The sequence below is a fragment of the Pseudomonas kurunegalensis genome, from assembly GCF_030291635.1.
GTDB lineage: Bacteria > Pseudomonadota > Gammaproteobacteria > Pseudomonadales > Pseudomonadaceae > Aquipseudomonas > Aquipseudomonas monteilii.
Genome location: NZ_CP127871.1, coordinates 5,853,073 through 5,873,008, shown reverse-complemented (window position 1 = coordinate 5,873,008; position 19,936 = coordinate 5,853,073). Strand labels below are relative to the sequence as shown.

Annotated in this window: 17 protein-coding genes; 11 read left to right on the top strand and 6 right to left on the bottom strand. The window is 64.1% G+C overall.

What is annotated here, in order from left to right:
* Positions 1-29: 29 nt before the first annotated feature.
* Both QQ992_RS26720 and ptsP read left to right on the top strand, forming a co-directional pair.
* A complete protein-coding gene (locus QQ992_RS26720; protein ID WP_003249017.1) occupies positions 30-509 on the top strand; it encodes an RNA pyrophosphohydrolase in 480 nt (159 codons plus the stop codon).
* A gap of 22 nt (positions 510-531) precedes the next feature.
* Complete coding sequence (ptsP, locus tag QQ992_RS26715) at positions 532-2,811, top strand: phosphoenolpyruvate--protein phosphotransferase (RefSeq protein ID WP_110742178.1); 2,280 nt, start codon at positions 532-534, stop codon at positions 2,809-2,811.
* 116 nt (positions 2,812-2,927) lie between these two features.
* On the opposite strand, the gene QQ992_RS26710 is transcribed toward ptsP, so the two are convergent.
* On the bottom strand, positions 2,928-3,674 hold the full coding sequence (locus QQ992_RS26710; protein ID WP_286111676.1) for an NRDE family protein: 747 nt from the start codon (positions 3,672-3,674) through the stop codon (positions 2,928-2,930).
* Between the two features lie 129 nt (positions 3,675-3,803).
* Here QQ992_RS26710 and QQ992_RS26705 point away from each other — a divergent pair, with 129 nt between their 5' ends.
* Genes QQ992_RS26705 through QQ992_RS26695 form a run of 3 tightly spaced genes read left to right on the top strand, consistent with a single transcriptional unit; the run spans position 3,804 to position 6,432 of the window.
* On the top strand, positions 3,804-4,586 hold the full coding sequence (locus QQ992_RS26705; protein WP_104833779.1) for a sulfite exporter TauE/SafE family protein: 783 nt from the start codon (positions 3,804-3,806) through the stop codon (positions 4,584-4,586).
* A gap of 16 nt (positions 4,587-4,602) precedes the next feature.
* Complete coding sequence (lgt, locus tag QQ992_RS26700) at positions 4,603-5,412, top strand: prolipoprotein diacylglyceryl transferase (RefSeq protein ID WP_286111674.1); 810 nt, start codon at positions 4,603-4,605, stop codon at positions 5,410-5,412.
* A gap of 48 nt (positions 5,413-5,460) precedes the next feature.
* Complete coding sequence (locus QQ992_RS26695) at positions 5,461-6,432, top strand: thymidylate synthase (RefSeq protein ID WP_286111672.1); 972 nt, start codon at positions 5,461-5,463, stop codon at positions 6,430-6,432.
* A gap of 122 nt (positions 6,433-6,554) precedes the next feature.
* Here QQ992_RS26695 and cadR read toward each other — a convergent pair whose 3' ends face one another.
* Positions 6,555-6,998 carry a cadmium resistance transcriptional regulator CadR gene (gene cadR / locus QQ992_RS26690; RefSeq protein WP_286111670.1) on the bottom strand — a complete coding sequence of 148 codons (444 nt, stop codon included), beginning with the start codon at positions 6,996-6,998 and terminating at the stop codon, positions 6,555-6,557.
* An 83-nt stretch (positions 6,999-7,081) separates the two neighbouring features.
* On the opposite strand from cadR, the gene QQ992_RS26685 reads away from it, so the two are divergent.
* The 5 genes from QQ992_RS26685 to QQ992_RS26665 all read left to right on the top strand — a co-directional run bounded on the left by QQ992_RS26685 (position 7,082) and on the right by QQ992_RS26665 (position 14,276).
* The gene (locus tag QQ992_RS26685; protein ID WP_286111668.1) at positions 7,082-9,334 is read left to right on the top strand and encodes a heavy metal translocating P-type ATPase; all 2,253 of its coding nucleotides are present in this window, start codon (positions 7,082-7,084) and stop codon (positions 9,332-9,334) included.
* Positions 9,335-9,343: 9 nt separating this feature from the next.
* On the top strand, positions 9,344-10,213 hold the full coding sequence (locus QQ992_RS26680; protein WP_286111665.1) for a LysR family transcriptional regulator: 870 nt from the start codon (positions 9,344-9,346) through the stop codon (positions 10,211-10,213).
* Between the two features lie 234 nt (positions 10,214-10,447).
* The gene (locus QQ992_RS26675) at positions 10,448-11,506 is read left to right on the top strand and encodes a putative 2-aminoethylphosphonate ABC transporter ATP-binding protein (RefSeq protein ID WP_286111664.1); all 1,059 of its coding nucleotides are present in this window, start codon (positions 10,448-10,450) and stop codon (positions 11,504-11,506) included.
* Position 11,507: 1 nt separating this feature from the next.
* On the top strand, positions 11,508-13,232 hold the full coding sequence (locus QQ992_RS26670) for a putative 2-aminoethylphosphonate ABC transporter permease subunit (protein ID WP_286111663.1): 1,725 nt from the start codon (positions 11,508-11,510) through the stop codon (positions 13,230-13,232).
* Positions 13,233-13,250: 18 nt separating this feature from the next.
* Positions 13,251-14,276: a putative 2-aminoethylphosphonate ABC transporter substrate-binding protein gene (locus QQ992_RS26665; protein ID WP_060709864.1), complete on the top strand. Its 1,026-nt coding sequence runs from the start codon at positions 13,251-13,253 to the stop codon at positions 14,274-14,276.
* A 312-nt stretch (positions 14,277-14,588) separates the two neighbouring features.
* On the opposite strand, the gene QQ992_RS26660 is transcribed toward QQ992_RS26665, so the two are convergent.
* On the bottom strand, positions 14,589-15,953 hold the full coding sequence (locus tag QQ992_RS26660; protein WP_286111662.1) for a GTPase/DUF3482 domain-containing protein: 1,365 nt from the start codon (positions 15,951-15,953) through the stop codon (positions 14,589-14,591).
* Entirely contained in the window at positions 15,946-17,337 is a 1,392-nt protein-coding gene (locus QQ992_RS26655; protein WP_286111661.1) for a DUF2868 domain-containing protein, read from the bottom strand. The genes QQ992_RS26660 and QQ992_RS26655 overlap by 8 nt, the downstream gene beginning before the upstream one ends.
* Before the next feature lie 54 nt (positions 17,338-17,391).
* Here QQ992_RS26655 and QQ992_RS26650 point away from each other — a divergent pair, with 54 nt between their 5' ends.
* A complete protein-coding gene (locus QQ992_RS26650; protein ID WP_286111660.1) occupies positions 17,392-17,907 on the top strand; it encodes a dihydrofolate reductase in 516 nt (171 codons plus the stop codon).
* A gap of 70 nt (positions 17,908-17,977) precedes the next feature.
* On the opposite strand, the gene QQ992_RS26645 is transcribed toward QQ992_RS26650, so the two are convergent.
* Both QQ992_RS26645 and QQ992_RS26640 read right to left on the bottom strand, forming a co-directional pair.
* Complete coding sequence (locus QQ992_RS26645) at positions 17,978-18,199, bottom strand: hypothetical protein (RefSeq protein WP_433963101.1); 222 nt, start codon at positions 18,197-18,199, stop codon at positions 17,978-17,980.
* Positions 18,200-18,332: 133 nt separating this feature from the next.
* Positions 18,333-19,724: an L-cystine transporter gene (locus QQ992_RS26640; RefSeq protein WP_119371757.1), complete on the bottom strand. Its 1,392-nt coding sequence runs from the start codon at positions 19,722-19,724 to the stop codon at positions 18,333-18,335.
* Positions 19,725-19,936 lie beyond the last annotated feature (212 nt).

Here is a 19,936-nt window from a genome sequence, read left to right as displayed (position 1 = left end):
CGGTGACATGCGTTTGCGAGGTTGCTGCCGTGATCGACCCGGATGGTTTTCGCCCCAATGTCGGGATCATTCTCACGAATGATGCCGGGCAGGTGCTATGGGCTCGACGGATCAACCAGGATGCCTGGCAGTTCCCCCAGGGTGGTATAAACCCTGACGAGACGCCGGAAGATGCCCTGTACCGCGAGCTGAACGAAGAAGTTGGCCTTGAACGCGATGATGTGGAAATTCTTGCCTGCACCCGCGGCTGGTTGCGTTATCGTTTACCCCAGCGACTGGTCCGTACCCACAGCCAGCCGCTGTGCATCGGCCAGAAGCAGAAGTGGTTCCTGCTGCGCCTGGTCAGCAACGAACAGCGGGTGCGGATGGACCTGACCGGCAAGCCGGAATTCGACGGCTGGCGCTGGGTAAGCTATTGGTACCCGCTGGGCCAGGTTGTGACATTCAAGCGCGAGGTGTACCGGCGCGCCCTGAAAGAGCTAGCACCGCGTCTGCTGACGCGCGACTGACGACGGAGTTCGACCCCGAGCCATGCTCAATACGCTGCGCAAGATCGTCCAGGAAGTAAACTCCGCCAAAGATCTCAAGTCGGCGTTGGGGATCATTGTCTTGCGCGTCAAGGAAGCCATGGGCAGCCAGGTCTGCTCGGTCTACCTGCTCGACCCGGAAACCAACCGCTTCGTGCTGATGGCCACCGAAGGCCTGAACAAGCGTTCCATCGGCAAGGTCAGCATGGCCCCCAACGAAGGCCTGGTCGGCCTGGTCGGTACCCGGGAAGAGCCGCTGAACCTGGAAAACGCCGCCGACCACCCGCGTTATCGCTACTTTGCCGAAACCGGTGAAGAAAAATTCGCCTCCTTCCTCGGTGCGCCGATCATCCACCACCGCCGCGTGGTCGGGGTGTTGGTCATCCAGCAGAAGGAGCGCCGCCAGTTTGACGAGGGCGAAGAAGCCTTCCTGGTCACCATGAGTGCCCAGCTTGCCGGGGTTATCGCCCACGCCGAGGCCACCGGCTCGATCCGTGGCCTGGGCCGCCAGGGCAAAGGTATCCAGGAAGCCCGCTTCGTCGGTGTGCCAGGCTCGCCTGGTGCCGCCGTGGGCCGCGCGGTGGTGATGCTGCCGCCCGCCGACCTGGAAGTGGTGCCGGACAAGACCGTCGATGACATCGACGCCGAACTCAAGCTCTTCCAGAACGCCCTTGAAGGCGTGCGCGACGACATGCGCAAGCTGTCGGCGAAGCTGGCTACCCAGCTGCGCCCGGAAGAGCGCGCGTTGTTCGATGTGTACCTGATGATGCTCGAAGACGCGGCCTTGGGCGGTGAGGTGACCGAAGTCATCAAGACCGGCCAGTGGGCTCAGGGTGCCCTGCGCCAGGTGGTGGGTGAGCACGTCAACCGCTTCGAGCTGATGGACGATGACTACCTGCGCGAGCGCGCTTCCGACGTCAAGGACCTTGGCCGGCGCCTGTTGGCCTACCTGCAGGAAGCCCGTTCGCAGTCGCTGGTGTACGCCGACAACACTATTCTGGTCAGTGAAGAGCTGACCCCGGCCATGCTCGGCGAAGTGCCGGAAGGCAAGCTGGCTGGCCTGGTCTCGGTGCTGGGCTCGGGCAACTCTCACGTTGCTATCCTGGCTCGCGCCATGGGCATCCCCACGGTGATGGGCCTGGTCGACCTGCCGTATTCCAAGGTCGACGGCATCGAGCTGATCGTCGATGGCTACAAGGGTGAAGTCTTTACCAACCCGAGCGAAGTGCTGCGTAAGCAGTACAGCGACGTGGTCGAGGAAGAACGCCAGCTGGCCCAGGGCCTGGACGCCCTGCGCGAACTGCCCTGCGTCACACCGGATGGCCACCGCATGCCGCTGTGGGTTAACACCGGTTTGCTGGCCGACGTTGCCCGCGCCCAGCAGCGTGGCGCCGAAGGGGTTGGTTTGTACCGCACCGAAGTGCCGTTCATGATCAACCAGCGCTTCCCCAGCGAGAAGGAGCAGCTGGCCATCTACCGCGAGCAGCTGGCGGCGTTCCACCCGCTGCCGGTGACCATGCGCACCCTGGACATCGGCGGTGACAAGGCGCTGTCGTACTTCCCGATCAAGGAAGAAAACCCCTTCCTCGGCTGGCGCGGCATCCGCGTCACCCTCGACCACCCGGAAATCTTCCTGGTGCAGACACGCGCCATGCTCAAGGCCAGCGAAGGCCTGAACAACCTGCGCATCCTGCTGCCGATGATTTCCGGCATTCACGAGTTGGAAGAAGCCCTGCACCTGATCCACCGCGCTTGGGGTGAGGTGCGTGACGAAGGCACCGACGTGCCAATGCCGCCAGTGGGCGTGATGGTGGAAATTCCAGCGGCGGTGTACCAGACCAAAGAGCTGGCGCGGCAGGTGGACTTCCTGTCAGTGGGGTCCAACGACCTGACCCAGTACCTGCTGGCGGTGGACCGCAACAACCCACGGGTTGCCGACCTTTACGACTACCTGCACCCGGCGGTGCTGCAAGCGTTGAACACGGTAGTGCGCGATGCCCATGGTGAAGGCAAGCCGGTGAGCATCTGCGGTGAGATGGCCGGTGACCCGGCGGCGGCGATCCTGTTGATGGCCATGGGTTTCGACAGCTTGTCGATGAACGCCACCAACTTGCCGAAAGTGAAGTGGATGCTGCGCCAGGTGAACATGGGCAAGGCCAAGGAGCTGTTGGCTGAAGCCTTGAGCCATGACAACCCGCAGGTTATCCACAGCTCGCTGCAGCTGGCCCTGAAAAACCTTGGGTTGGCGCGGATGATTGGGCCTGGGGCCAATAAGACTCTGTGAAATTTTGGGGCCGCTTTGCGGCCCTTTCGCGACACAAGGCCGCTCCTACAGGAGATCGCTTACCCCTGTAGGAGCGGCCTTGTGTCGCGATGGGCTGCACAGCAGCCCCATGGCCCTCAAACTGTAAGGTCAATTTCGCCCAAATGCCCCCCAAGCGGCCCGAAACTGCGTTCAATCAGCCGCCTTCTACCCTGATCATCAACAATCAGCACCGTACTGGCCCGCGTCCCATAATTCTGGCTGGCAATAAACACACTCGACAGCAACTTCTCGGTCGCTATCCCAACGCCTGTCTCAGGTAGATCACCATCCGCCGCAGGCTCGTTATCTGCCAGCAACGCCAGCAACCGCTGCGGTTCCGGCGTTTCCAGCAACCCTTCCAGCCCACGGCGCGCCTTCACCAACTTCGGCCACGGCGTGTCCAGCCCGGCATTGGAAAGCCCGTAAACCCCAGCCTCCAGCAGGCGCGGCGCGGCATCCCGGGCATGCAGGTAACCCAGCTGCTGCCCATCGCCCACCAACAGGTTGAACCCCGAATACTGCCCACTGCGGCTGGCCACCTGATCCAGGTAGGCCTCGACCCCCAACTCACCTTTCAGATACGCCGCCACCAGCTCGCCCCGTGAGCGCGGCCCCACCGCCTGACCCGGGTCACGGATATTGGTCAACGCGGCAAAGCGCCCCTGCGGCCCCACGCCCAGCCAGGTGCCACCGGCTTCCAGGTCGCGGCCGGCATGCACTCCGGGGGCATCCTCCCAGGCCGTCAAGGCCTGGGTGGGGCGGGCATAGAACTCGTCGCGGTTGGCCGCGACGATCAGCGGCAGGGCATGCCCCGGCCGCCAGGCGAATACGATCAGGCACATCGGTTGGGCCTCTGTGTTTTATGCCACTGTACCCACAGCGGCGGGGCGGATCCATCCTGTCACAGAGTTCACTAGAGCCCCGAGCCCGGCTTCCGTTACCATGCCGGATTGTTTTGCTGGGGAAGCCGAATGGAATTCGTGCTCTATCTGCTGTTGGGCGCCTGTGCCGGTGTACTGGCCGGGCTGTTTGGCGTGGGCGGCGGCATCATCATCGTGCCGGTGCTGGTGTTCAGCTTCACCTTGCAGGGCTTCGATGCCTCGGTGCTGACCCACCTGGCCGTCGGCACGTCGCTGGCCACCATCGTCTTTACCTCGATCAACGCCGTGCTCGAGCACCAGCGCAAAGGTGCCGTGCAATGGCCGATCTTCGCCTGGATGACCCTCGGCATCCTCATTGGCGCCGGCATCGGTGCCAAGACGGCCTCGCTGATCCAGGGCCCGCTGCTGCAGAAGATCATCGGCGTGTTCGCCCTGGTCATCGCCGCGCAGATGGCGCTGGACCTCAAGCCCAAGGCCAGCCGTGGCATCCCCGGCAAACCCGCGTTGATCGGTGCGGGCGGGGTGATTGGCTGGGCCTCGGCCATTTTCGGCATTGGCGGCGGTTCGCTGACCGTGCCGTTCCTGACCTGGCGCAGCCTGCCCATGCAGCAGGCAGTGGCCACGTCCTCGGCCTGTGGCCTGCCGATTGCCGTGGCCAGTGCCCTGAGCTTCATGCTGCTGGGCTGGCACGAAGAGCACCTGCCACCCCATAGCCTGGGCTACGTGTACCTGCCGGCACTGGTCGGCATTGCCGTGACCAGCATGTTTTTCGCCCGCTTTGGCGCGCGCCTGGCGCACAAGCTGTCGCCCCGTTTGTTGAAACGCCTGTTCGCAGCACTGCTGTTCTGTGTCGGCCTCAGCTTTTTGATTTGAATCGAGAGGAAGTTCCATGCTGCCTTACCCGCAGATAGACCCCGTGGCCGTGGCCCTCGGGCCGCTGAAAATCCACTGGTACGGCCTGATGTACCTGATCGGCATCGGCGGCGCCTGGCTGTTGGCCTCGCGCCGGCTGAACCGCTTCGACCCTACCTGGTCGCGGGAGACACTGTCCGACCTGGTGTTCTGGCTTTCGATGGGGGTGATCGTCGGTGGGCGGTTGGGCTATGTGCTGTTCTATGACCTGCACCAGTACCTGGCCAACCCGACGCTGATCTTCGAGGTGTGGAAGGGCGGCATGTCGTTCCACGGCGGCTTCATTGGCGTGATGCTGGCGGCCTTGTGGTTCGGCAAGCGCAACAACAAGTCGTTCTTCGAGCTGATGGACTTCGTCGCCCCACTGGTGCCGATTGGCCTGGGCGCCGGGCGTATCGGCAACTTCATCAACGCCGAACTGTGGGGCAAGGCGACCGACGTGCCGTGGGCGATGGTTTTCCCGCCGTTCAGCGACCCGGCCCAGTTGCCCCGTCATCCGTCGCAGCTGTACCAGTTTGCCCTGGAAGGTGTGGCATTATTCGTGATTCTCTGGTTGTACTCTCGCAAGCCGCGCCCGACCATGGCCGTTTCCGGCATGTTCGCGCTGTTCTACGGTATTTTCCGCTTTATCGTGGAGTTTGTGCGGGTGCCTGATGCCCAGCTTGGCTACATTGCCTTTGGCTGGTTGACCATGGGTCAGTTGCTCTGCGTGCCGATGATCATCGGCGGCATCTTCTTGATCTGGTTGGCCTACAACCGCAAACCTACGGCAAAACCAGCCGTATGATTTTCACGGCAGGGGTGATCCCCCTGCCGTTCTTGTTACAGGAAAGTCATGAAACAGTATCTAGATCTGGTCCGTGAAGTCATCGAGAACGGTACGTTGCAAGGCAATCGCACCGGCATCCGTACCATCAGCCTGCCGGGCGCGATGCTGCGCTTCGACCTGCAGAAGGGCTTTCCGGCCATCACTACGCGCAAGCTGGCGTTCAAGTCGGCGATTGGCGAAATGGTCGGTTTCCTGCGTGGCGTGAAGAACGCCGGTGAATTCCGCGAGCTGGGCTGCAAGGTCTGGGACCAGAACGCCAACGAGAACGCCCAGTGGCTGGCGAACCCGTTCCGCCAGGGCCATGACGACCTGGGTGAGATCTACGGCGTGCAATGGCGCCAGTGGCCGGGCTACAAGCGCATCCCGCTGAGCAACCCGGCGGCCATCGAAATGGCCGAAAAGGCAGGCTTCCGTCGCATCGCCCAGGATGAAGAAGACGGTGTCGCGTTCGTCATCCTGTACAAGGCCATCGACCAGGTGCGCCAGTGCCTGGACACCATCGCCAACGACCCGGGCAGCCGCCGCATCCTGTTCCACGGCTGGAACTGCGCGCAGCTGGACGAAATGGCCCTGCCGCCGTGCCACCTGCTGTACCAGTTCCACCCGAATGTAGAGACCAAGGAAATCTCCCTGACCCTTTACATCCGCTCCAATGACTTGGGCCTGGGTACACCGTTCAACCTCACCGAAGGCGCGGCACTGCTGTCGCTGTTCGGCCGCCTGACCGGGTACACCCCGCGCTGGTTCACCTACTTCATCGGCGATGCCCATGTGTATGAAAACCACCTGGACATGCTGAACGAGCAACTCAAGCGCGAGCCGCTGGAGGCGCCGAAGCTGGTGATCAGTGATCGCGTGCCGGCGTTTGCCGAAACCGGCAAGTATGAGCCGGAGTGGCTGGAGAAGATCGAGCCGGGTGACTTCTGGCTGGAAGGGTACGAGCACCATGCGCCGATGACGGCGCCGATGGCAGTGTGAACCTTTAGATCGCCGGGGCGCTTTGCGCCCCTTTCGCGACACAAGGCCGCTCCTACAGGAGATCGCATACCCCTGTAGGAGCGGCCTTGTGTCGCGATGGGCTGCAAAGCAGCCCCAACAACTCAATGCCCGTGGCTTCGCCCAACATGCGAATGCTCGTTATCCGGCACCGATACCGCCCCGTTCGTCTCCAGTTGCTGCAAGATCGCGCACTCACTCCCCTGCGCATTGCAGCGCCGCCGCAGCTCCACCAGCTGCTCCTGCAACGCCACCAAGCCATCGATCCGCGCCTGCACATGCTCGATATGCTCGTCGATCAGCGCATTGACGCTGCCGCATGAGTCATCCGGGCTGTCGCGCAGCCGCAACAGGCTGCGGATTTCGTCCAGGGTCATGTCCAGCGTGCGGCAGTTGCGGATGAAGGTCAGCCGCTCGACGTGGGCCTGGGTATACAGCCGGTAGTTGCCTTCGGTGCGCGCAGGCTCGGGCAAAAGGTTTTCACGCTCGTAGTAGCGGATGGTTTCCACCGCGCAGTCGGTGGCTTTGGCCAGTTCTCCGATCTTCATCACGAAATCTCCAGCAAATGGCTTGACCCTATAGTGGATACAGGGTGTTCACTTGGCAACAGGCTCAATTTAAGGATGACCCCATGAACCAGCCTGTCAGCCACGAACACAAGCACCCGCACGATCACGCCCATGGCGATGACGACCATGGCCATGCCGCCCACGGTCACAGCTGCTGCGGTACCAAAGCAGCGCCGTCTCTGGTGCAACTGACCGAAACGGCCAGTGCTCAGGCACAGCTCAGCCGTTTCCGTATCGAGGCCATGGACTGCCCCACCGAGCAGACCCTGATCCAGGACAAGCTGGGCAAGCTGGCCGGGATCGAGCAGCTGGAATTCAACCTGATCAACCGCGTGCTTGGCGTGCGCCATACCTTGAGCGGAACCGGCGATATCGAACGGGCCATCGACAGCCTGGGGATGAAGGCCGAGCCGCTTGGTGCCGAAGATGACGGCACAGCCGCTGCGCCGCAACCGGCCAAGACCCGCTGGTGGCCGCTGGCCTTGTCGGGCATTGCCGCGATCGCCGCCGAAGTCGTGCACTTTGGTGGGTTGGCGCCTGAATGGGTGGTGGCGGCATTGGCGCTGGCGGCCATTGCTGGCTGCGGCTTGGGTACCTACAAAAAGGGCTGGATCGCCCTGAAGAACCGCAACCTCAACATCAATGCGCTGATGAGCATCGCCGTGACCGGCGCCGTGCTGATCGGCCAGTGGCCGGAAGCGGCCATGGTGATGGTGCTGTTCACCGTCGCCGAGCTGATCGAAGCGCGCTCGCTGGACCGTGCACGCAATGCCATCGGCGGGCTGATGCAGCTGACCCCGGACATGGCCACGGTGCAGCAGGCTGACGGCCAGTGGCGCGAGGTAGAGGTGCGTGAAGTGGCCATCGGCACCTTGGTGCGGGTGCGCCCCGGCGAACGTATCGGTCTGGATGGTGAAGTGACCAGCGGCCAATCCAGCGTCGATCAGGCGGCGATCACCGGCGAAAGCCTGCCTGTGGAGAAAGCGGTGGGCGACAAGCTGTTCGCCGGCACTATCAACCAGGCAGGGGCGCTGGAGTTTCGCGTTACCGCCGCTGCCGGGCAATCGACCCTGGCGCGGATCATCAAGGCTGTGGAGGAAGCGCAAGGCGCGCGGGCGCCGACCCAGCGCTTCGTCGACCGCTTCTCGCGCATCTACACCCCGGTGGTATTCGCCATCGCCCTGGCCGTGGCGGTGATTCCGCCGCTGTTCATGGCCGGCGCCTGGTTCGACTGGATCTACCGCGCCTTGGTGCTGCTGGTGGTCGCGTGCCCGTGCGCCCTGGTGATCTCGACCCCGGTGACCATCGTCAGCGGCCTGGCCGCTGCGGCGCGCAAAGGCATCCTGATCAAGGGCGGTGTTTATCTGGAGGGCGGTCGCCACCTGGACTTCCTGGCTCTGGACAAGACCGGCACCATTACCCACGGCAAGCCTGTGCAGACCGACGCCAAGGTGCTGGAGCCGCTGTTCGAAGGCCGCGCACAAGCCCTGGCTGCCAGCCTGGGTGAGCGCTCGGATCACCCGGTCTCCCGCGCCATTGCCCAGTTCGGCAAGGAGCAAGGCCTGGCTTTGAGCGAGGTGGATGACTTCGCTGCCCTGGCCGGTCGCGGCGTGCGTGGCACCATTGCCGGTGAGGTTTACCACTTGGGCAACCACCGCCTGGTCGAGGAACTGGGGCTGTGCTCGCCCGCGCTGGAAGCTCAGCTGGATGCGCTGGAGCGCCAGGGCAAGACAGTGGTTTTACTGCTCGACCGCTCTGGCCCGCTGGCGCTGTTCGCGGTGGCCGATACGGTCAAGGACAGCAGCCGCCAGGCCATCGCGGAACTGCATGAGCTGGGTATCAAGACTGTCATGCTGACCGGCGACAATCCGCATACCGCGCAGGCCATCGCCGCCGTGGTGGGTATCGACCGTGCCGAGGGCAACCTGCTGCCGGCCGACAAGCTGAAAACCATCGAAGCCCTGTACGCCCAAGGCCATCGGGTGGGCATGGTGGGTGACGGCATCAACGACGCCCCGGCCCTGGCCCGTGCCGAAATCGGCTTTGCCATGGCGGCGGCTGGCACCGACACCGCCATCGAGACTGCCGATGTGGCGCTGATGGACGACGACTTGCGCAAAATCCCGGCCTTCGTCAGGCTGTCGCGCCAAAGTGCGGCGATCCTCATGCAGAACATCGTTCTGGCGTTGGGCATCAAGGCAATATTCCTGGCGATCACCTTTGCCGGCATGGCCACCATGTGGATGGCGGTGTTCGCCGACATGGGCGTGAGCCTGCTGGTGGTGTTCAACGGCTTGCGCCTGCTGCGCAAATAGAGGACGTGCATGCTGAGTTCGGAGCTGAAAGCCTTCTACATGGTGGCCCGCCTGGGCAGCATCACTTTGGCGGCGAAAAAGCTCGGGCTCAGCCAGCCCACGGTAACCACGCAGATCCGCAACCTGGAAAGCCAGTACGCGGTCGAGCTGTTCTACCGTGGCGGGCGGCGCCTGGTGTTGAGCGAAGAGGGCGTGCGCCTGCTGCCGATGGTCAAGGCGCTGCTGCAGCAAGAGGCTGATATCGAGTTCGAGCTGCGCAACAGTGGCCAGGCACAGGGCAGCCTGCGTATTGCCGCCACGGCGCCTTACTACATTCTCGACTTGGTGAAGATCTATCGCGAGCGCTTGCCGCAGGTGGACGTGGCGGTGGAAATCGGCAACTCGCAGCAGGTGCTGGAAATGCTTGAAGACTACCGGGTGGACATCGCCGCTTCGTCACAGCTGGTAGAAGATGCCCGGCTGGTGCGGCGGGTGCTGGGCACCGATCCGCTGGTGGTGGCGGTGCATCGTAACCACCCGTTGGCCCAGCGGCAGGCGGTGTCGATCGACGTCGTGGCCGGGCACTGCCTGCTGATGCGCGAGAAGGGCTCGACCACGCGCAAGCTGACTGAGCAGATGCTGCAGGCGGCCGGGGTGAAGGCCGGGGCTTTGCTGGAAATCGGCAGCCGCGAGTCGATCCGCGAGGCGGTGCTGCGCAATATCGGCATCAGCGTGATTGCCCGGCATGAGGTGCCGCATAACCCTGAATTGCGGGTGCTGGCGCTGGAGGATGCGCCGGTGATGCATGAGTATTTGTATTGCCTGAAGGAGCGGCGCCAGGCCCGGTTGCCGGCTGCGTTTCTTGGGGTGGCGCAGGAAGTGGCGGGCTCAAACTTCTGATTCAGGAGTACACAGACCCTGTAGGAGCGGCCTTGTGTCGCGATGGGCTGCGGAGCAGACCCGGGGTTTCAGCTCCGCCGCATGAATTGCCGGGGCTGCTCCGCAGCCCATCGCGACACAAGGCCGCTCCTACAAAATCTGCCTATACCACTATCATCGACTTTTGCCCAAACGCCACAGAACCTTCGCACCGCCTTCCTAGCATGGCCCCCATCTCTTCGATGAGGCCCTGCCATGAACCACGCCACTCCTGGCGCACAAATGAAAGTGCGCAACATCCACAAGCGCTTCGGTGCCTTTACGGCGCTCAACGATGTCTCGCTGGACATCGCCGCCGGCGAGCTGGTGTGCCTGCTCGGCCCGTCCGGCTGTGGCAAGACCACGCTGCTGCGCTGCATTGCCGGCCTGGAGCGCCAGGACCGCGGCACGCTGTACATCGGCGAGCGCGATATCTCCGAGCTGCCGCCCCAGGCCCGTGATTACGGCATCCTGTTCCAGTCCTATGCGCTGTTCCCCAACCTCACCGTCGAGGCCAACATTGCCTACGGCCTGACTGGCAGTGGCCGCGAGCAGGCTCGCCAGCGGGTGGCTGAAATGCTCGACCTGGTGGGCCTTTCTGGCAGCGAGAAGAAGTACCCCGGCCAGCTCTCCGGTGGCCAGCAGCAACGTGTGGCCCTGGCCCGTGCGCTGGCACCGTCACCCTCCCTGTTGCTGCTCGATGAGCCCATGTCGGCGCTGGACGCACGGGTGCGCGAGCACTTGTGCACCGAATTGCGCCAGCTGCAACGCCAGCTGGGCATTACCACCTTGATGGTCACCCACAATCAGGACGAGGCCATGCTGATGGCTGACCGTATTGCGGTGATGAACAACGGCCAGGTTGAGCAGTACGCCACCCCACAGGAAATCTACGACCAGCCAGCCACACCGTTCGTCGCCGAGTTCGTTGGCCAGGGCAACTGGCTGCCGTTCCAGCGCAACGGTGACAGCCATGCCCAGGTCGGCGCCATGAGCATGCGTCTGGCGCCAGGCTCGGCCCAGGCCAGCAGCGGCCGGCTGTTCTGCCGCCCGGAGGCAATCACGGTCAACCCGGTGGTGCACGAGGAAAACCTGTTCCCGGCCATGGTCCGCGAAATTACGTTCCTGGGTAACCGCTGCCGCATGAGCTTCGAACTCAAAGCCCTGCCTGGCCATGCCCTGCTGGCTGAACTGGCCCCCGAGGCCATGCCGCGCCTGGGCTCGCAGGACATCTGGGTGGCCCTGCCGCCGCAGAGCCTGCAGGTGTTTGCCTGAGATGGCCGCGCCAATGTCCCTGCCGCTGAGCCAGGCCAACGCCGCGCCACGTACTGGCGTCGCCCTGGGTGACCGGTTGTTCGTCGTCGGCGGCAAGAGCCTGCTGCTGATCCTTCTGGTGCTGGCTGTGCTGATGCCACTGCTGGCGATCTTCTGGCGTGGCTTCAGCGCTGACGCGGGCCAGGGTGGCGGCCTGCTGGCAGCCCGCGAACTGTTCGCCAGCGACAATTTCCATTGGTTGCTGGGCAATAGTTTGTCGGTGGCTTTCACCGTGGCGGCCATCGTGGTGCCGCTGGCGTACCTGTTCGCCTATGCGCTGCAACGCACGCGGATTCCGGCCAAGGGCGTGTGGCGGGGGATTTCCCTGCTGCCGCTGCTGGCGCCGTCGATGCTGCCGGCCATCGCGCTGGTCTACCTGTTTGGTAACCAGGGGCTGCTGCGCGGGTTGCTCAGCGACAACATCTACGGCTTCTGGGGCATCGTGCTGGGCGAGGCGATCTACACCTTCCCGCATGCGCTGATGATCCTGTTGTCGGCGCTGTCGTTGGCCGATGCCCGGCTGTTCGATGCGGCCTCCAGCATGGGGGCCGGCCCGTGCCGGGCATTTACCAGCATCACCTGGCCTGCCACGCGGCAAGCGGTATTCGCGGCGTTCTGCCTGGTGTTCACCCTGACCATCACCGACTTCGGTGTACCGGTCGTGGTCGGTGGTGACTATCAGGTACTGGCGCTGGAGGCCTACAAGGCGGTGGTGGGCCAGCAACAGTTCGGCCGTGGCGCGTTGATCGGCATGGTCCTGCTGCTGCCGGCGCTGTTCAGCTTCACGGTCGATGCCTGGCTGCGTCGGCGCCAAGGCGAAGCCATGAGCGGCCGTGCCCAGGTGTTCGAGCCCAAGCCATCGCGCAGCCGAGATGCTTGCTTCCTGGCCATCGTGCTGCTGGTGTGCGCGGCGTTGCTGCTGGTGATCGGCATGGCGGTGTATTCCTCGCTGGTCACCTTCTGGCCGTACAACCTGTCGTTGTCGCTGCGCCATTACATGTTCGAAGACACCGCCGGTGGCGGCTGGCTGGCTTATCGCAACAGCGTGACCATGGCCATTGGCACCGCGCTGATCGGCAGCATCGTGATCTTCACCGGTGCTTACCTGATGGAGAAAACCCAGGGCCAGCGCCTGCTTAACCAGATGCTGCGCCTGCTCAGTTTCATCCCCATGGCCGTGCCAGGCCTGGTGCTGGGCCTGGGCTACGTCTTCTTCTTCAACCTGAACGGCAACCCGCTGCATGTGTTGTATGGCGGCATGGGGCTGCTGGTGGTGTGCACCATTGCTCACTACCTGACCACCGCACAGATGACCGCAACCACTGCGCTACGCCAGCTCGACGGCGAGTTCGAGGCCGCCGCGCTGTCGCTGAAGGCACCGCTGTACAAGCACTTCGTACGGGTGACCGTGCCGATTTGCCTGCCGGCGCTGCTGGACATCATCCGCTACCTGTTCGTTTCGGCCATGACCACGGTGTCGGCGGCGATCTTCCTGTACAGCCCCGACACCATTCTGGCCGCCGTTGCCGTGCTGAACATGGACGACGCCGGCAACGTGGGCGGTGCTGCTGCCATGTCCACCCTGATTCTGCTGACCAGTGCCGGCGCTTCACTGCTGCTGGCCGCAGCCTCACGCGGCCTGCTGCGCCGCTCCCAAGCCTGGCGCCAACGCGCCGCGACCGTCTGACCTGTAAGGAATCTACCCATGTACAAGCACCTTGCACTTGCCGCTGCCGTTTCTGCCGTGTTCAGCCTGCAGGCCTTGGCCGCCGGTACCCAGCTGACGGTCTACACCGCCCTGGAAGCCGAACAGCTGAAGAGCTACAAGCAGGCCTTCGAAAAGGCCAACCCGGACATCGAGATCAAGTGGGTACGCGACTCCACCGGCATCATCACCGCCAAGCTGCTGGCCGAGAAAGACCGCCCGCAAGCTGACGCCGTGTGGGGCCTGGCGGCGTCCAGCCTGGCCATTCTCGACCAGAACGGCATGCTGGAAGCCTACGCGCCGAAAGACCTGGGCAAGATCGCCGCCAACTACCGCGATGCCGCCAACCCACCGGCCTGGGTGGGCATGGACGTGTGGGCCGCGACCATCTGCTTCAATACCATCGAGGCCGAAAAGCAGGGCCTGAGCAAACCGGTGAGCTGGCAAGACCTGACCAAGCCGGAATACAAGGGCAAGATCGTCATGCCTAACCCGGCTTCTTCGGGCACCGGCTTCCTTGACGTGAGTGCCTGGTTGCAGACCTTTGGTGAGCCGCAGGGCTGGGCCTACATGGATGCGCTGCACCAGAACATCGGGCAGTACGTTCACTCCGGCTCCAAGCCGTGCAAGCTGGCGGCGGCGGGCGAGTTCCCGATCGGTATCTCGTTCGAATACCCGGCCGTGCAGCTCAAGCGCCAGGGCGCGCCGCTGGACATCGTATTGCCGAAGGAAGGCCTGGGTTGGGAGATCGAGGCGACCGCCGTGATCAAGGGCTCGCCCAAGGCGGATGCGGCCAAGCGTCTGGCCGATTTTTCGGCAAGCCCTGCGGCCATGGAGCTGTACAAGGAGAACTTCGCCGTGCTGGCGGCGCCGGGTATTGCCAAACCGCAGACCGAGTTGCCAGCGGATTATGAGCAGCGCCTGATCAAGAACGACTTTGCCTGGGCCTCGAAGAACCGCGACCAGATTCTGGCTGAATGGCGCAAGCGCTATGACGGTAAGTCGGAGAAGGTGGCCCAGCAGTGATTGGATGAGGGCTGCCGGGAGCACGTCTTGAGGGGTGTGTCGCCTGTGAAATCGAGCGCCGCCCGCGCGGCGCATCGCGAGCAAGCTCGCTCCTACATCTGTTTCGGGCCAGTATCGCCTGCGCCAGTGCGCGCGACCGCCTTGTTTGTACGACGCGATATCGAGACATGCACCAAGGCGTACGCGCGCGATTCCCACAGAAATAATTGGCCCGAAACAAATGTAGGAGCGAGCTTGCTCGCGATGCGCCGCGCGGGCGGCGCTCGATTTCACAGGCGACACACTCCTCAAAGCCTACACTTGGCAGCCTCCTCAGATCTGAGAAACCAGCGCCTCCAGCTGTTCCTGCCGCTCAGCCTGATTCAGCTTCGACCCTGGATTGAGCGTCGACCACTGCGGATGTGCCCGCGCCTTGACCAGCGCCTCTGGTAACTTGCCCTCCCGCCACGTCTTCTCATCCAGCGCTCCCAGCCGAATGCTGTCCTGAGCCGCATGCCCGCGGTTGTCCAGCGCAACCATCAACTGCTGCTGACGCAAGGCCAGCAAGCGCAATACCGTGTCGTCCACGGTCAGCTCGCGCTTGCCCTTAAGCTTGCCCATCAACCGCGAACCATAGTTGCGTGCCGTCTGCAGCGCGCCGCCGGCAATCGCCCCTGCCAAGGCCGCTGCACCGAGGGTAAGGCCGCCAACCAGCAAATCAACCCCGGCACCGGCGGCAGCCCCGGCCGCCACACCGCTGCCCAGGCGCACGCCCAGCAGCTTCAGGGTTTCGGGGTTGAACAGGTCGTCACCCCACCGGCCATCCAGCAATGGCAGGTCGCTGGCATGGGCGTCTTCGCGGCGGAAGGCATAAAGTTTGAGCAATGCCTCGACGCAGCGCTGCTCCCGCTGACGTATGTCCCGGCGTAGCGCTTCGATGGCCCGGGCTTCGGCCGCCGGCTCAGCCTCGACACTGCGCCGGCAGGCGGCGCAGTCCAGCAGCAGCTCGGCGATCAGGCGCTTGCCGCTGTGCTGGCGCGCCAGACGCTGCGCCTGCTGGTCGTCGATCAGCCGTTGCAGGGCCGGGCGGGCGTCTTCCAGCAACAGGGCCAGGCTCTCGTACAAACGCCGCTCGCCATCCTCGGGTGGGGCCACGCTGTCGAACCTCACCAACGCGTGAAGCCCAAGCCTGGCAAGGGCTTCACGCCATTGCGGCTCGCGATGCTGGTGGCTGGCGACGAAGTTGAGCACCGGCAGCAATGGCTTGCCGCAGCTGGCCAGCACCTCCAGCTCGTCACGGTATTTGGCCAACACCGGCTCACGCGCATCGATCACGTACAGGCCGGCATTGCTGGCCAGCAGCTGGCGCAGCACCTTGGCCTCCTGCTCGAAGCGCTGGCGTGCTTCGCTGCCCTGAAGAAAGCGCTCCAGGCGGGCCGGGCCGTCCAGGCGCTCGCCCGGGCGCTCCAGGCGTTCGAGGTAGTCGAGCAAGGCGATGGCGTCTTCCAGGCCCGGGGTGTCGTACAGCTCCAGCAAGGGTTCGCCGTCCACCGACAGGCGCGCACCTTCCACATGGCGGGTGGTGCTGGGGCGGTGGGAGACTTCGCCAAAGCCGACGTCACGGGTGAGGGTGCGCAGCAGCGAGGTCTTGCCGACGTTGGTGTGGCCGACCACGGCCAGTTTCAGCGGCTCAGTCATGGCCATGCTCCAGCCAGGTCAATGGCGAGGTGTCGGCGTGCGCCAGGCCAAGGCGGTCGAGGGCTTCGTGCCAGTCACCCAGGCGCTGGGCATCGAGGGCCTGACCAGGCGCGGCCTGTAATAGCCAGATTCGGGTCGCACCGGCATTGCGCGCCAGTTCGGCGAGCAGTGCCAGGCTGCCGCGGTCGGGCGAGCGCCGTGGGTCGCAGGCGATGGCCAGGCGTGCCGGCGGGAAGCGGCTAAGTTGTTCAAGCAGGCGGTTGCGCGATTCGCGGCTGTCGAGCACACCGGCATCGGTCACGTTTTTGGGCAAGGCGGGCGGCCAGGGGCGCTGGTCGTCCAGTTCAAGGCCGACCAGCAGGGCACCGCTGCTGCCGCTTTCCAGCTGGCCGGCGGCAAACTGTGGCAAAGCCTCGGGGGCCGCGTCCTGCACGCCGATGCGCTCGCTGCGGGGCATCAGCGCATCTCGCAGGTGCGCGTAGCCGGGCAGGCTAAGGTCCAGCGTCAGGCGCTCGCGGCCCTGGCGCCAGCGCCACAGGCACAACGCGGCCAGCAGCAAGCGCGGCAGCAGGCCATACACCAGCACTACGCCGAGCAGCCAGCTGGCCCAGGCCTGGCGGGCCAGGTCCAGCGCGGGCAAGGTGTCGCCGCTGGCGCGGATCATGGCCTCGTCGGGTATGGCAAAGCCCAGCAGCGAGGGCAGGGCGCCCAGGGCCTGGGTCAGGTGGATGAACGGGTCGGCGGCAAGCAGCGTGGTTTCCCAGACAAAGCCATAACGCCGGGTAGCCAGCAACGCCAGCAGCATGCCCAGCGCGGTGAGCATCGCCAGCAGCCACAGGCCGTGTACCAGCAGGCCGAGCAACCAGCGGTTGAGGCGCTGGCGTTGCAGCAGCACCAGCAGCGCAGGTGCCAGGTGCGCGGCCTTGGCATCGCGGGCAAAGCGTTCGCTAAGCCATAGCCACAGGCGGCCCAGCCCCGCGCCGTGCTCGCCGCTGATGGCAAAGCCGACGGCCCAGCCCAGCAGCATCAACAGGTTCAGCCCGAGCAGGCTGCCCAAGGCCCAGAATACGTTGACCGGCCGTTGCCCATCGCCCAGGGCGGCCAGCGCCATGCCGGCGCCGCTGAGCACGGCCAGCAGCAACAAGGCCAGCAGCGCCAGGCGCGCACCCTGCTTCCAGTGGTGCAAGGCGACAGTCATGCCGTCGCGTTCGGCCAGGCACAGCGCACGGGTTTCGATACGGGCCGCCAGGTCGCCGCCCAGTTGGCGGGCGCGGCGGTTGGCCTCCTGGTCTTCCAGAGGGCCGGCATGTTCTTCACGCAGGCGTACCGCTTCGGTGAGCCAGCGCTTGTCCAGTGAAGTGGGTGCAGTCACAAGGTCTTCCATTGCACAGGTCAGGGCAGAAGCATAACCCACACGCCCGGTGCTATCCTCGCCGGCATGAATACATCACTCCCTCTCAGCCTGATCGCGGCATACGCTGAAAACCGCGTGATCGGCATCGACAACTCCATGCCCTGGCATTTGCCGGGGGATTTCAAATACTTCAAGGCCACCACCCTGGGCAAGCCGATCATCATGGGGCGCAAGACCTGGGACTCGCTGGGGCGGCCACTGCCCGGGCGGTTGAACATCGTCGTCAGCCGCCAGCCGGGGCTTGAGCTGGCTGGCGCCGAGGTGTTCGCTTCGCTGGAGGAGGCGCTGGTGCGGGCCGAACAGTGGGCGCGTGAGCAGGGCGTTGAAGAGCTGATGCTGATTGGCGGGGCGCAGCTGTATGGGCAGGCGCTGGAGAAAGGGCTGGTCAGCCGCATGTACCTGACGCGGGTGGAAATGGCACCGGAAGGGGATGCGTGGTTCCCGGCGTTTGATGAGGGGCAGTGGAGGCTGGCGTCGAGTGAGGCGCAGGCTGAAGAAGGTAAGCCTGCCTATCACTTCGAGGTCTGGGACAAGGTTTGAGATTGCCGGGGCTGCTTTGCAACCCTATCGCAGGCACAGCAAGACAGCTGGTCCCCATGAGCGGTGATGCTCAGGTGAGCAGCTTGATGATCAGTGCGGTGACAGTCGCCACGGTGGTGACGAAACCGACGGCGATGGCAACCGGGTACCAGAAGGTCTCGCGGGTCATCTTGACGGCCTCGGCATTCAGCTTGCGTGTCTCGGCCACCAGTTTGTCGACTTCGACGCGGATCTTGGCCACCTCAATGCGGAGCTTTTCGGCTTCGGCCTGGGTCATGTCGTACTGGGGCATGGTGTTGCCTTTCCCTTGGAGTGTTCGCTAAGGCGAGCTAGCAGTATAGCGATGCTGCCAGCCGCCTGTTGCCCACTTCCCATGCCATTGCGTTACGGGATATTGGGGCTGTATAGCAGCCCCGGGTGATCCGTCAGGTATGGCTCAACTCGGCATGCTCATCGCCCGCCAGCACAGCCTTGTCGGTCTCTTTCAACAACTGGCTGGTCACCACGCCCGCCGTCATCGAACCGTTCACGTTCAACGCCGTACGGCCCATGTCGATCAGCGGCTCTACCGAAATCAGCAACGCCACCAGCTCCACCGGCAAGCCCATGGCCGGCAGCACGATCAATGCAGCAAAGGTGGCCCCGCCGCCCACGCCGGCAACGCCTGCCGAACTCAGGGTGACGATGGCCACCAGGGTGGCGATCCACAGCGGGTCGAAGGTATCGATGCCTACCGCCGGCGCCACCATCACCGCCAGCATGGCGGGGTAGAGGCCGGCGCAACCGTTCTGGCCAATGGTGGTGCCGAACGAGGCGCTGAAGCTGGCGATGGATTGCGGCACGCCCAGGCGACGGGTTTGCGCCTCGATGTTCAGCGGAATGCTGGCGGCGCTGGAGCGGCTGGTGAAGGCGAAGGTCAGCACCGGCCACACCTTGCGGAAGAAGCGCAGCGGGCTCACGCCAGTGGCGGCGAGGATGATGCCGTGCACCACGAACATCAGCGCCAGGCCCAGGTACGACACCACCACGAAGCTACCCAGCTTGAGGATGTCTTCCATGTTCGAGCTGGCCACGACCTTGGTCATCAACGCCAGCACGCCATACGGGGTCAGTTTCATCACCACGCGCACCAGGCGCATCACCCAGGCTTGCAGGGTGTCGATGGCCGACAGGGCACGTTCGCCTTTCTCGGCATCGTCCTTGATCAGTTGCAAGGCAGCCAGGCCGATGAACACGGCAAAGATCACCACGCTGATGATCGAAGTCGGCTTGGCCCGCGCCAGGTCACCCACCGGGTTGCTGGGGATGAACGACAGCAGCAGCTGCGGGATGTTGAGGTCGGCGACCTTGCCGGCATAGTCGCTGTGGATAACCTGCATGCGTGCGCTTTCCTGGGCGCCGGCCACCAGGCCTTCGGCGCTGAGGCCGAACAGGTTGGTCAGCACGATGCCGATCAGCGCGGCAATGGCGGTGGTCAGCAGCAGGGTGCCGATGCTCAGCACGCTGATGCGGCCCAGCGAAGAGGCATTGTGCAGGCGTGCCACGGCGCTGAGGATCGAGGCGAAGATCAGCGGCATGACGATCATCTGCAACAGGCCGACATAGCCGTTGCCGACCAGGTCGAGCCAGGCGATGGTGGCCTTGAGCACCGGGTGGCCAGCGCCGTAGACCGTGTGCAGGGCAAGGCCGAAGAGCACACCCAGCACCAGGCCCAGCAGCACCTTCTTGGCCAGGCTCCAGTCGGTGCGGCGGGTTTGTGCCAGGCCCAGCAACAGGGCCAGGAATGCCAGCAGGTTAAGAGACAGCGGCAGGTTCATTGAAGCTCCAGCGGAAAAAAGCAAAGGAAGCATCGCCTCTGTGAGCGATTGCGAACGGAAATGCTAACAGGCTGAAAACAAACGAATTTATATCCAAATGGAATGTGCATAGTCGTTTATGGAATAACGGCGTGTCGCAGATTGCAATGAACACGGCGTTTGCAGCTGCATGGAGGTCGTTATGGAGGGCCGTTGACGGGGAATGTTGCACT